The sequence below is a fragment of the Klebsiella sp. KE9456 genome, from assembly GCF_043832615.1.
In the GTDB taxonomy this organism is placed as follows: domain Bacteria; phylum Pseudomonadota; class Gammaproteobacteria; order Enterobacterales; family Enterobacteriaceae; genus Klebsiella; species Klebsiella indica.
Genome location: NZ_JBDYQK010000011.1, coordinates 168,756 through 180,506 on the forward strand (window position 1 = coordinate 168,756; position 11,751 = coordinate 180,506).

At 49.0% G+C, this 11,751-nt stretch carries 12 protein-coding genes; 11 read left to right on the plus strand and 1 reads right to left on the minus strand.

What is annotated here, in order from left to right; translation table 11 throughout:
• Positions 1 to 100: 100 nt before the first annotated feature.
• From ABK821_RS13390 to ABK821_RS13410, 5 genes are all read left to right on the plus strand, one after another.
• Positions 101 to 1,624, plus strand: coding sequence for an EAL domain-containing protein (locus ABK821_RS13390; RefSeq protein WP_343179016.1), 1,524 nt, complete (start codon positions 101 to 103; stop codon positions 1,622 to 1,624).
• 822 nt (positions 1,625 to 2,446) lie between these two features.
• Positions 2,447 to 3,208 carry an arginine deiminase family protein gene (locus tag ABK821_RS13395; protein WP_343178924.1) on the plus strand — a complete coding sequence of 254 codons (762 nt, stop codon included), beginning with the start codon at positions 2,447 to 2,449 and terminating at the stop codon, positions 3,206 to 3,208.
• 29 nt (positions 3,209 to 3,237) lie between these two features.
• Positions 3,238 to 4,011, plus strand: a complete 774-nt coding sequence (locus ABK821_RS13400; protein WP_138359934.1) for an ABC transporter substrate-binding protein — start codon at positions 3,238 to 3,240, stop codon at positions 4,009 to 4,011.
• A 64-nt stretch (positions 4,012 to 4,075) separates the two neighbouring features.
• Positions 4,076 to 4,768: an ABC transporter permease subunit gene (locus tag ABK821_RS13405; protein ID WP_343178925.1), complete on the plus strand. Its 693-nt coding sequence runs from the start codon at positions 4,076 to 4,078 to the stop codon at positions 4,766 to 4,768.
• On the plus strand, positions 4,765 to 5,490 hold the full coding sequence (locus tag ABK821_RS13410; protein WP_138359932.1) for an ABC transporter permease: 726 nt from the start codon (positions 4,765 to 4,767) through the stop codon (positions 5,488 to 5,490). The genes ABK821_RS13405 and ABK821_RS13410 overlap by 4 nt, the downstream gene beginning before the upstream one ends.
• Here ABK821_RS13410 and ABK821_RS13415 read toward each other — a convergent pair whose 3' ends face one another.
• Entirely contained in the window at positions 5,491 to 5,946 is a 456-nt protein-coding gene (locus ABK821_RS13415; protein ID WP_343178926.1) for an Lrp/AsnC family transcriptional regulator, read from the minus strand.
• A gap of 14 nt (positions 5,947 to 5,960) precedes the next feature.
• Between ABK821_RS13415 and ABK821_RS13420 the strand changes: the two genes are divergently transcribed.
• The 6 genes from ABK821_RS13420 (at position 5,961) to ABK821_RS13445 (ending at position 11,723) form a co-directional block, all read left to right on the plus strand.
• A complete protein-coding gene (locus ABK821_RS13420) occupies positions 5,961 to 7,079 on the plus strand; it encodes a succinylglutamate desuccinylase/aspartoacylase family protein (RefSeq protein ID WP_138359930.1) in 1,119 nt (372 codons plus the stop codon).
• Positions 7,080 to 7,440: 361 nt separating this feature from the next.
• On the plus strand, positions 7,441 to 9,558 hold the full coding sequence (locus ABK821_RS13425) for a PTS sugar transporter subunit IIA (RefSeq protein ID WP_343178927.1): 2,118 nt from the start codon (positions 7,441 to 7,443) through the stop codon (positions 9,556 to 9,558).
• On the plus strand, positions 9,555 to 9,812 hold the full coding sequence (locus tag ABK821_RS13430; RefSeq protein ID WP_138359928.1) for an HPr family phosphocarrier protein: 258 nt from the start codon (positions 9,555 to 9,557) through the stop codon (positions 9,810 to 9,812). The genes ABK821_RS13425 and ABK821_RS13430 overlap by 4 nt, the downstream gene beginning before the upstream one ends.
• A gap of 39 nt (positions 9,813 to 9,851) precedes the next feature.
• On the plus strand, positions 9,852 to 10,298 hold the full coding sequence (locus ABK821_RS13435; protein ID WP_138359927.1) for a PTS sugar transporter subunit IIA: 447 nt from the start codon (positions 9,852 to 9,854) through the stop codon (positions 10,296 to 10,298).
• 13 nt (positions 10,299 to 10,311) lie between these two features.
• Positions 10,312 to 10,623 carry a PTS fructose transporter subunit IIB gene (locus ABK821_RS13440; protein WP_138360044.1) on the plus strand — a complete coding sequence of 104 codons (312 nt, stop codon included), beginning with the start codon at positions 10,312 to 10,314 and terminating at the stop codon, positions 10,621 to 10,623.
• Between the two features lie 26 nt (positions 10,624 to 10,649).
• On the plus strand, positions 10,650 to 11,723 hold the full coding sequence (locus ABK821_RS13445) for a PTS fructose transporter subunit IIC (RefSeq protein WP_138359926.1): 1,074 nt from the start codon (positions 10,650 to 10,652) through the stop codon (positions 11,721 to 11,723).
• The last annotated feature ends 28 nt before the right edge of the window (positions 11,724 to 11,751 follow it).

Below are 11,751 nucleotides of genomic sequence, written 5' to 3' on the forward strand. Positions count from 1 at the left end.
TGGATATATCTGGAAAATATGCTTTTTTCTGAGTAAGTTAGGTGAATATTCCTAAAACCATCCTCGGAACGTCACGACGCCAGGCGAGAGCTGTGCAAAGATGAAATTTATCAACAAAAAGAAATGGCTGCTGGCAGGTGGTGGCGCGACGGTGTTGCTTAGCGTTCTCCTGACAAATTCTCTTATGCTGCATATTCAGCGGGGTCGTTTATCTGACCAGGGCCGTGAGTTACTGAGTCATGCTGAAAATGTGACCGCGCAAATCGTCTCTTCCATCAGTCATGTTCAGGCGCGACGCATTAATAGCTGCGGTACGCAGGCGATTGTGGCTTTGCGGGAGATTGTCTGGCAATATTCAAATGTTGAAGATTTAGGCATTGTTGAGAAGGGAAAACTGGTCTGTACCGCTAATTGGGGGATGTTCGAAAAACCGTTGTTATTGCCTGATAATAAATATGTCGTGTCGAACGGTTATAATATTTACCAGGGGATGAAAAATTACCTTCCCTATGGTGTTGTCATGGATATGACTCAATATGATAATATCGTCTCTTTTACTTCTCCATTCGCCTTTCGTTCATTCTCGCAGCAGAACAGGGGGCTGGATTTTTCATTGAGCACCTTAAACGGTCGTCATGTTTTCCTCAATGAGAATAAAACGAATGGAAATTCAGCGTCATTAGTAAAAGTCAGGTTGTGCAGCAGTCAATATGATTTGTGCGCCCATTTGGCTGAAAGTAAACAGGGTTTCCATTCACTTCCCCTGGCCTTTATGGCGTTAATCATCAGTCTCGCTTTTATTGTTGGGGTGGTGTTTGTCTACGCCATTCTGAGCTATCTTAATGCGCGACGTTCGCTGGAGTTTCGGCTGAAGAAAGCGCTCGTTAATCAAAAAATCTATCTGGAGTATCAACCGATAGTCTGTGCGAAAAATGAACGCATTGTGGGGGTGGAAGCGCTGGTTCGCTGGCATGACAAGATCTTCGGCCAGGTATCGCCTGAACTGTTTATTTCGATGGCGGAAAAGCTGAATGTGTATAACGAGATCTCGACGCTGGTTGTTAAAAAATCGATCAGAGAATTAAAACCGATTCTGAATGCGGATAAGAATTTCACGCTGGCGATGAATATTGGTAAGTATGAAATTAATGATCCCCACTTTCTTGCGCGCCTTGTGCTCATCTTACGCGATAATCATATTCGTCCGCAGCAGATTAAAATTGAGATTACTGAGCGAAGTGACGAATATTATAAAAAAATTGCCGCATTCTCACGAGAGGCGATGAATCGTGGTTTAAAAATTGCGCTCGATGATTTCGGTACCGGGGCATCAAATTTACTGTGGTTAACCGAAGTCTTTTATGATGAGGTCAAACTGGATAAGTTTTTTGTCAACGGGCTAAAGAATGCGTATAAGCGCACTATTCTGATGTCGATTCTCGATGTGGTCTACGGGCTGAATAAACAGATTGTTTTTGAAGGCGTGGAAAGCAAAATGGATTTTGAATTTGTTAAATCCTTCGATGAAAATGCGTTGATTCAGGGATGGTATTTTTACAAAGCGATGCCGATTAAAAAACTGATTGGGCTGGTGCTGGCGGATAATAACCCTATCCGGGAATAACGCATCCGGTAAGGCGAATAGCGGTTGGTTTTATTGTTGGCCGGAAGCCTTTAGTTAAAAGGTGGTTTTGGCGAAAATGTCGCATTTTTAGTTTTCGCCTGGTTTTGCTTAGTGGACTGTTCCGTTCACTATAAATACGAGGATATTGGTCATCTTCGCAGCCTGTGAACGGCATGGGGGCGTTTCGCCCGCCCCCATGACCCCCGGCATTGCGCTGAAAACCTGCCGCTGCGCGGTCCGCTCCACTCCGGCTTCATCTGGCGGACCGGGCGGGACTCGACGCTACTCGTCCCATCCCTGGGACTCGCCCTTCCAGGGCCAGCGCAAGCGCTGTTCAAAATTGCTCCCGGCAATTTTGTCCCTGTCTCGACCCGCCCTCTGGCCGCCGTCCTGGCGGCCAGTCCTGGATGCGCGCCTGCGTTCCCGCCAGGTTTCCTTGATGCGCCCAACCCCGCTGCGGTGAGTCAACAATCAATCTGTAACTACCCGGGCGCTGAACGTTATAAAAAAACAACCTAAACTCGTCATCCGGCAAACTGCATCAGGGCAGCAAACGAATAAACGCCATCAAGCTTTCGCCAAAACTCCGCTGAAAAACATTCGCGCTGATAAACGAAACATCCCCAAAAACGTGCATAACTGCCTCGCCTTATCCGATAAAGCGTACGTCCTTTACAGCGGAATGCGTCGTCCCCGCGGGCGTATACAGCGTAAATCGGGGGTGACGGCGGGCGATTCAGCCTGACTGGTGGCGGCATCTATTTAATAATCAATTAACCCGTTCCGGGAATAATACAGACCAATGCCATCAGAGGGTTATCAATGCATTTTACCCAAGCTATCGCTCGTTTACCGGCCGCGACCTGCGGTGCCGGGCAAACAACCGCCCGGTTAGGCGCACCGGATGTTGCCAATACCACCCGTCAGTTTCTTGCCTATATAGAAACCTTGTTACGGCTTGGCCTCAAGGTCACCGTACTGCCTGCCGCAGAGGATTATCCGGACGCGCACTTTGTTGAAGATACCGCCGTAGTGATGCCGGAACTGGCGGTGATTACCCATCCGGGCGCGCCGAGTCGTCGGGGGGAAGTGGATACCATCGCTCCGCTTCTGGCGGGTTTTCGCCCGCTGGTGCAGATGAGCGAGCAGGGACATATGGACGGCGGCGACGTGCTGCTGGTGGATAAACAGTTTTTTATCGGCCTGACGGCGCGCACTGACGAGCAGGGGATCCGCGAGTTTGCCGCTGCCGTTGAGCCGCACGGCTATCGCGTGACGGCGGTTGAGGTCAGTGCCGGCCTGCATCTGAAATCAATCGTCAACTATGTTGGCCGCAATACGCTGTTGCTGACGGAAGGCTATGTTAACCACCCGGCGTTTAGCGGTTTTAACCGCACCGTTATCCCGGAGGAAGAGTCCTACGCCGGAAATACGCTGTGGATCAACGATACCTTAATTACGCCGCAGGGGTACCCCTATACCCTGAGTGAAATCAGTAAGCTGGGCATGCCGATCGTGCAACTTGATACCAGCGAATTTAAGAAGATGGATGGCGGGCTGACCTGCCTCTCACTGCGTTTTTAATCATCGCGCCAACTCCGGGGAATCCGAAAATGAAAATACGCCTTGCCGCTTTACTGGCTTGTATGGCGCTTAGCGCGCCGCTTGCCGCCCAGCAGTTTGACACCATCAGCTTTGGCGTTGATGGCGGCTACCCGCCCTTCGATGTTCTGGCGCCCAGCGGGGAAATTACCGGCTTTGATATTGATATCGCCAACGCGCTTTGCACGCAGCTGAAAGCGAAATGCGTTTTTGTGAAGCAGCCGTTTGAAAGTATGATCGCCGCCCTCAACGCGCATAAATACGATGCCATTATTGCTTCGCTCAATATTACCGATGAGCGCAAAAAAGAAGTGGACTTTACCGACCGCTACTATCGCAGCGCGGCGCAACTGGTGGCGCGTAAGGGTAGCCCGCTACTGCCGGATGTCGCCAGCCTGAAAGGCAAGACCGTTGGCGTGCAGACGGGCTCCACTCATGAAGCGTTTGCTAAGGCAAACTGGGCCAGTCATGGCGTGAAGATTGTCAGTTACGCCAACCAGGACAATGTCTATCTCGACCTGCTCTCCGGGCGTATCGACGCCTCTTTGCAGGATAATATCCAGGCGGCGACCGGCTTTATTGATACTCCCCGTGGGCAGAAATTTGCTTTTGCCGGCCCGGTTATCCAGGATGGCGGCATCTCTTCCGACGTTGGGATCGCGGTCAATAAAGACAATCCGGCGCTGCGCGATGCGTTGAATGGCGCCATTAAGGCAATCCGTGCCGACGGTACCTACGATGCCATCCAGAAAAAATACTTTAGCTTTGATATCTATGGCAAATAAGTCGTAAAGGCAAGGGCGCAGCCATTGACTGGCGCCCGTTTACGACACCCGTGGAAGGCTGAACATGGTCGCAGACTATTTACCATTGCTGTTACGCGGCGCGGCGCTTTCGCTGTGCGTGATGTTCTCTTCATTACTGGTGGCCCTGCTGCTGGGGCTGATTAACGCGCTGATTAAACTTTTTGGCCCGCCGTGGCTGCGCGTGTTTTCTACTGGCTATACCACGCTGGTGCGCGGTATCCCTGAACTGGTGATTATGCTGCTGCTGTTTTTTGGCGGCGAAATGCTGGTGAACCAGCTGCTGGGGCTGGTCGGTCTGGGGCCCGTTCGTTTCAATACCTTTATTTCCGGCGTGCTGGCGATTGGCTTTGTGTTCGGGGCTTACTACACCGAGACGTTTCGCGGCGCGTTTCTTACCGTTGATAGCGGGCAAACCGAAGCGGCGCAGGCATACGGTATGCGTCCGTGGACGGTATTCCGCCGGGTGATGTTGCCGCAGATGCTGAGCTTTGCTATTCCAGGGATCAACAATAACTGGCTGGGGCTGATGAAAGCATCGGCGCTGGTCTCGATCCTCGGTCTGGAGGATATGGTATGGCTGGCCGAACAGGCTGGCCGCGCCACGCAAAAACCGTTTTTGTTCTACTTTCTGGTGTCGCTGATTTATATGGTTATCACCGCGCTTTCCAGCTGGCTGTTTAACCGTCTGGCGAAACGTTATGCCCTGCGTTCTTCGACGGCGGGGGCGGCGCTATGAATCTGCAAACCTTTATCGCTGCGATTCCCGGCTATTTATGGAGCGACGGCAACGGCGCCGCGAGCGGTCTGGCGGTGACCGCGGAGCTGTTTTTGCTCGCCATCGTTCCCGGCATGGCGCTGGCGATATTGATGGCGGTAGGGCAGGTTTACGGCCCGCGCGTGCTGTCGGTACCCATCCGCGCATTTACCTGGTTTTTCCGCAGCACGCCGCTTTATCTGCAGTTGATGCTGATTTATTACGGGCTGTCGCAGTTCGATATCGTGCAGACCGGCTGGCAGAACGACCAGCCATTCTGGCTGCTGTTTCGCGATGCCACCTTCTGCGCCACCCTGGCGCTGGTGCTGAATACTTCGGCCTACGTCGCGGAACTGCTGGCGGGGATGATGCTGACCTTTCCGCGCCAGGAGTGGATCACCGGAGAGGCTTACGGTATGGGAAAATGGCAAATCGTCCGCCGTCTTGTCCTGCCCGCCACCCTCAGACGGGGGATCCCGGCGCTGAATAATGAAATGGTCTTTTTACTGCACGCCACGTCGCTGGCCAGCACCGTGACTTTGCTGGATATTACCGGCGTGGCGCGCGCTTTCTACGCCATGACCTATTCGCCGTTTATTCCGTTTCTGATGGCCGCCGCGCTGTATCTGCTCTGCACCTTTATGCTGATTTTCGCCTTTTCACGCGCCGAGCGACGCTGGCTGGCCTTTATTCGTCGCGGCTGATCAGGTGCGCTTAATGGACTGCAGCTCCGTCAGGGTGACGATTTTATCGACGTGGAATTTTTTACTGGTTAGCCATCTATCCGCCAGCTGGCAGTAGTGGGTCATGCTACGGCAGCCGATGCGCACCAGAAAGTCGAAGCTGCCGCTGACCAGCCAGCAATCCAGCACTTCCGGCGTCTGGCGCATTTCCTGTTCGAACATCGGCTGCGAGCGGCCATGGTCGGCCAGCGCGATTTGCGCCTGAACGATAAAAGCGTGCTCCGGATCGGGCAGTTCAATGATGGCGCTGTAGCCGCGGATAATGCCCTCGCGCTCAAGGCTACGCACGCGTTCCAGACAGGGACGAGCGGTGAGATTTACCTGCTCCGAGAGCTTCTGATAAGAAATGCGGCCATCCCGGCGCAGAATTTCAAGGATCTTATGATCGATACGGTCAAGCCGGGCTTTCTTTATCACAACCAGGACGTCCAATGAGAATTAAACACTATACATTACCTGAGCATGTCCTTAGTGGGCAGCGGCAATTAAGTCATTTTCATTTCGGCGAGCCCGGAACAGGAGAAAAAGTCTATCTGCAGGCAGGGCTGCACGCCGATGAAATTCCGGGCATGCTGGTTCTGCATTATCTTAAAAGATTATTGAACCAGGCGGAACGGCGCGGTGAGCTGCGCGGCGAAATCATTCTGGTGCCGGTGGCGAACCCGCCGGGACTGGCTCAGGTGCTGCTCAATAGCGGCATTGGCCGCTTCGACCTCGGAAGCGGGCGCAATTTTAACCGCGACTTCCCCGATCTGGCGGCACTGGCGTGCCAGCACTTAAACGTGGAATCGCCGGTGTCGCGAGCCGGGTATCTGCAACGGGTGCGCGCCGCAATGCAGAGCGCGTTAGCGGCCGCTCCCGTCGGCAATGAAGTTCAGGCCCTGCGTCATCATTTGTTGAGCCTCGCCTGCGATGCCGACCTTGTGTTGGATCTGCACTGCGACGATCGGGCGATTTTACATCTGTATGCCGATCCTGCCTGGCAGAGCGAAGCCGGTGTGCTGGCGGCGTTTCTGGGGATCGGCGCCGTGCTGCTGTCGCAGGAGAGCGGCGGCAACTCGTTTGATGAGGCCTGCGGCTTGCCGTGGCATCGTCTGGCCGCCCGCTATCCATCGTGGCGACAGCAGCGGCCCGGCTGCATGGCGGTCACCGTCGAGCTGCGTGGTCAGCAGGATGTTAATCACGCCACCGCCTGCGATGATGCTGAACGGCTGTACCGCTACCTGCAATACCGTGGCGTGCTGGCGGGCGTTAAGCCTGCGGTTCCAGCGCAGGAAACGCTGATGCTGCCGTTTTCCGCCGGGGAGATTGTTACCGCTCCGGCAACCGGCATTTTAGTCCAGTTGAAACAGCCCGGCGAATGGGTTAACCGCGACGATGTGGTCGCCGAAATCATCGATCCGCTCACCGATATGGTCAAAGCGGTACGTCCAAAATCTGGCGGCCTGATCTATGCCAGCCGCCGGGCGCCGTTTGTGACCCTGGGGGCGGAAGTCATGAAAATTGCCGGGGAGCAGCCGTTCAGCGGCGGAGGCGGGCTGGCGATGTAAGCGGCAGCATTATCTGGCCTAATTGGCGGTTGTTGATTACCATGAATTAACCGCCATTAGCGTATTCCCTCCTGATACCATATTGGTATCTGCCTTATTGATTCCTGAACAATGTTTTTCCCTCAATCAAAAAGAGACTGACAGTGAAATGTGATGGCTCATGCTAAAATCTTCATTCTCAGTGAATAAAGTGTGATGTATTTCGCAGTAATTGTGTTTGTGTGCCAACATTGATAAATGTGATCTTGATCCACCGAATATGGAAAAAAAAGAATAATGACCAAAGGATTGTGTCATTAATTGACTTTGCTTAAAAAATTGTCACTGCTACTATCGATGATAGTAAGAATGAAGCAGGTTGATGCTGGATCATAATATTGTTGCAATAATTATTTCTGATGGGGTAATTGCCGTGATGTTATTTACTGTGAGACAACGTAAAATTTTTGAACTACTTTGGATGATCAGAGATTATGTCACAGTAAAAGATATTGCTGATGAGGTGTCTTACTCAGAAAAAACAGTGAGGAGCGATCTTGATGTTATCAGAAATGAGGTTGTTAATCATAATATAGGTCGACTGGTAGCTAAAACTAATAAAGGTTTTTTCCTCGAAATGGAAAAAACAGCCTACGAAAAAATAGCCACGACGTTTGTTGAAAATAAAATTGATGAACGTATAAAAAACCGCATGTGTCGTATGCTAATGATGCTGTTGGTACAGCCTGAGGTGTCGGCTCAAGAGTTGGCTGATTGCGTTTATTTAGATAAAGGAGCGATAAAAAAATACCTACTCGAAGTTGAGTCCTGGCTGTTGCCTTTCGGTATTGAACTATTCAAATCTAGTGCAGTCTACAGCTTATCCTGCACTGAAGTCATTCGACGTAAATTATTCTGGTACTTATTTATTGAACTGAAACTCTGTCAGAAAAAAGAGTCTGCAAAGCATCTTTATTCATCCGCGCATATTCCCAATAAAAAATATTTTGATGATGCTGATTATTTCACTCTCAAGATTATGTTTGCCAAAGAAATGCACTATTTTGAATTGATTATGAAAGCGATTGAGGAATTAGAGAAAAAATATAATATCTCTTATACCTATGATTCTTGCGTATGGCTGATATTTTCCTTAGTGCTTGTTATACATCGTCGGAAGATGGTTGGTGATCGCTTGGTTGCGGCTGCATCAGAAGCTATGGAAACCTGCCCGGAGCGGGAAATGGCGCATTATCTCTGTCTACAATTACATGCGTCAACTGGGCTTATTTTTTCAGATGATGACGTACAATATACAACTCTTGTTTTACTAACCAGTGAGTTAAACGATGTTAACGATGAGAGCATCAGGGGCCAGCTTTGCGCTTCACCACTGCATTTGGGGGAAACTATTCAGGAATTTATTTTATCATTGAGTCATGTAGTCAGTCATGGGTTGCTGAGGGATAAACAATTATTATGGCGTTTGATTTTACTCATTCGCCCGATGATCTATCGCAATCTCTTCGGTATGAATCGAGCTGAAACCGGTGCTTCTCAATCATTGATTCGGCAGGTCAAATTTTCTTATCTTGATTTATATCTTGAAGTGGAACTTTGTAGTTTACTATATGAACAGCGTTATTCTCTGACGTTGAACGAACAAGAAATTAGTCTGATTACCCTATGTATTAAAAATGCACAAAGCTTAGCGCTTAAGAAAATTAGAGTTGCGATTATCTGTAATTATGGTATTGGCATCTCCCAGTTTGTTGCACAAAAAATACAGCGGGCAATCACTCAGGTTGAAATAGTGGGCATTTTTTCGCTGAGAGAGCTGGATCAGCTGGATAATAATTACTGTGACCTGGTTGTGAGTACAGTGCCGCTACAGCGTAGTAAAGAGACTGTTATTCAGGTTAATGATGTACTGCTGCCTTACGATCTCTCTCTGATTAAAGAAACCGTCAAGAAGATGCAAAAGAATAAGATGTTGCAAACGCTACAGAAAAAAACGGATGGTAGGATAAAAAGCTATCATCAGTATATATTTCCTGAGATGATATTCGTTATTTCAAAAGTTAAAAATAGTAATGCTGTACTGGAATTTATTTGCCACCAGGCGACGACTTCTGGCTGCTGTGATGAAAAATATCTATCCTCAGTATTAGAGCGAGAAAAGGCCTCCTCGACAGAAATTGCCTCTGGCGTTGTTCTGACGCACGGAGATCCCAGTCTGGTGAAGGCAAATTTTATATCACTAGCTATACTCCGCGAACCTATCGATTGGGGAGGAGAGCAGAATGTCGATGTCGTCTTTATGGTCGGTTTTAAAAGAGCGCCAGATGGTAAAATTGATGGCAACATTGCTGGGTTTTACACCATGTTGGCGGGCATGGTGGAAAACGATGAGATAATGAAATATCTACGCGACTGTATCTCTGAGCAAGAGTTATATAGATTTTTAATAGATGAGAGCAAGTATGAGGATGTGATATGAAAATGTGCGAATTTATTATTAAAAGTGATGAGGGGTTGCACGCCAGACCTGCTGCAGACTTTGTTGATAAATCTATTTCTTATCTGAGTAAAATTACCTTTGAAAAAGATGGTGAGATTTTTAATGCCAAAAGTTTTACCTCTGTGTTGAGTATGGGGGCATGCAAAAATGACAAAATTATTATTAAGATAGAGGGGGAAGATGAAGAGCAGGCGATCGATGAACTTACTTCGTTTTTTTATACACTAGATTAGTACACTGACACTACGCAGATACCAGGATGAATAAGTTTTATGATACTCTCAGATGTTATCAATAAAAATGCCCTGCAAATTAATATGCCAGCGACGGATAAACGGCAGGCGCTCGAATTATTAATTGATCTGTTATATAAGGATGGCGCTGTTAACGATCCTGCTGCTTTTATTCAGGATGTTTACCAGCGTGAAAATGAGGGTAAGACGGGAATTGGTGGCTTTATTGCAATTCCTCACGGCAAATCGGATTTTGTTAACAATACCTGCATTGCTATTGGTTTATTAAAAAAACCAATTGAATGGGAATCATTAGATGGCAATAGAGTGAAGGTTATTATTCTTTTTGCCGTAAACAAAAAAGATAAAAATGATTATTTCGTCAAAATGATGTCACAAGTGGCTCGCATGTTAGGAAAAGAGGAAACTTGCGAGAAATTACTCTCAGCAGAGTCGACGGATGAGCTCGTCTCTGCCTTTGAATAACCTGGAGTGTATGATGAATATTGTTGGAATTACCGCCTGTACTGCCGGAATTGCTCATACCTATATTGCCAAAGAAAAACTGATCCAGGCCGCCTTGAGCCTGGGGCATAGCATTAAAGTTGAAACTCAGGGATCTATTGGGGTAGACGATAAGCTCAGCCCGGAAGATATCGCTAATGCGGATATTGTTATTTTTGCAACTGATATTGGTATCGGCGGTTTAGAACGTTTTAAAGATAAAAACGTGGTCGAAGTCCCTATTTCTACCGTAGTCAAGTCACCTAAGTCTTTGATTCAAAAAATACAAGAAAAAATGCAAAAATAGTTAACCCTAAATATGAGGGCGATAGTATGTCTTACAGTATCGGTTTCAAGAAGCATATGTTGACCGGCGTTTCCTACATGATTCCTGTCGTTGTCGCCGCGGGTCTTTGCATGGCGATTGCAAAAATATTTGGCGGTGCATTTGTTGCCAATGCGACGCAAACGTTGCCCTGGTTTATCAATCAGCTTGGCGTTGTTGCAATGGGGTTGGTTGTCCCGGTTCTTACTGCTGGCATTGCCTATTCCATTGCCGATCGTCCGGGTATTACCCCCGGACTGATTCTGGGGTTTGTGGCCATTGAAATTAAAGCCGGGTTCCTTGGAGGCATGTTGGCTGGATTCCTGGTGGGCTACGTTATACTGGCTATCCGTCGTTACTTAAAGCTCCCTTCCAGTATGCAGGGGCTGATGCCGGTGCTATTTATCCCCTTGCTTTCAACCCTGATTATTGGCCTGGCTTTCTATCTATTTCTGGGACGTCCGGTTGCCATCGCCCAGGCAGCGGTCATTGACTGGATGGGGGGACTTATGGGTGGGTCGAGGATGGTACTCGGGGGTATTATTGGCGCGATGATGGGTTTTGACCTTGGCGGGCCGGTAAATAAATCCGCGTCTCTTTTTTCGAACGCCATGCTGGCTCAGGGGATTTATGGCCCGGAAGCGGCAAAAATTGTTGCAGGCATGGTTCCCCCCATTGGTGTCGCGATTTCCGTGTTTATTTCCCGGCGTAAACGCTATTCGCAGGGAGAAATTGAAGCAGCGAAGGCCGCGTTTCCTCTCGGATTATGCTTTATCACTGAAGGAGTCCTGCCGTTTGCCGCTGCCGATCCGCTGCGGGTCATCCCTGCCTGTATGGTCGGTTCCGCCACAGCCGCCTCGCTAACGATGCTGTGGAACGTTACCAGTACTGTTCCTCACGGCGGGATCTTTGTTATTCCCATCATGGGACACCCATGGGGATTTGTCGCCGCGTTAATCATCGGCAGCCTGATTACTGCCGCAGTATTAACCATCCTCAAACCAGTATTAAAAGCATCCGATCAGCAAGATGGCACTGAAGAGGAGCCTGAAGTTGACGATTTTGAGATTAGCATTAAATAGTGAATCGCTTACTCAAGATTATTCGAAT

Coding starts and splice junctions, on each gene's coding strand:
- ABK821_RS13390 (WP_343179016.1), top strand. CDS start 101: ATGAAATTTATCAACAAAAAGAAATGGCTGCTGGCAGGTGGTGGCGCG.
- ABK821_RS13420 (WP_138359930.1), top strand. CDS start 5,961: ATGAGAATTAAACACTATACATTACCTGAGCATGTCCTTAGTGGGCAG.
- ABK821_RS13440 (WP_138360044.1), top strand. CDS start 10,312: ATGAATATTGTTGGAATTACCGCCTGTACTGCCGGAATTGCTCATACC.
- ABK821_RS13395 (WP_343178924.1), top strand. CDS start 2,447: ATGCATTTTACCCAAGCTATCGCTCGTTTACCGGCCGCGACCTGCGGT.
- ABK821_RS13430 (WP_138359928.1), top strand. CDS start 9,555: ATGAAAATGTGCGAATTTATTATTAAAAGTGATGAGGGGTTGCACGCC.
- ABK821_RS13400 (WP_138359934.1), top strand. CDS start 3,238: ATGAAAATACGCCTTGCCGCTTTACTGGCTTGTATGGCGCTTAGCGCG.
- ABK821_RS13445 (WP_138359926.1), top strand. CDS start 10,650: ATGTCTTACAGTATCGGTTTCAAGAAGCATATGTTGACCGGCGTTTCC.
- ABK821_RS13425 (WP_343178927.1), top strand. CDS start 7,441: ATGCTGGATCATAATATTGTTGCAATAATTATTTCTGATGGGGTAATT.
- ABK821_RS13435 (WP_138359927.1), top strand. CDS start 9,852: ATGATACTCTCAGATGTTATCAATAAAAATGCCCTGCAAATTAATATG.
- ABK821_RS13405 (WP_343178925.1), top strand. CDS start 4,076: ATGGTCGCAGACTATTTACCATTGCTGTTACGCGGCGCGGCGCTTTCG.
- ABK821_RS13410 (WP_138359932.1), top strand. CDS start 4,765: ATGAATCTGCAAACCTTTATCGCTGCGATTCCCGGCTATTTATGGAGC.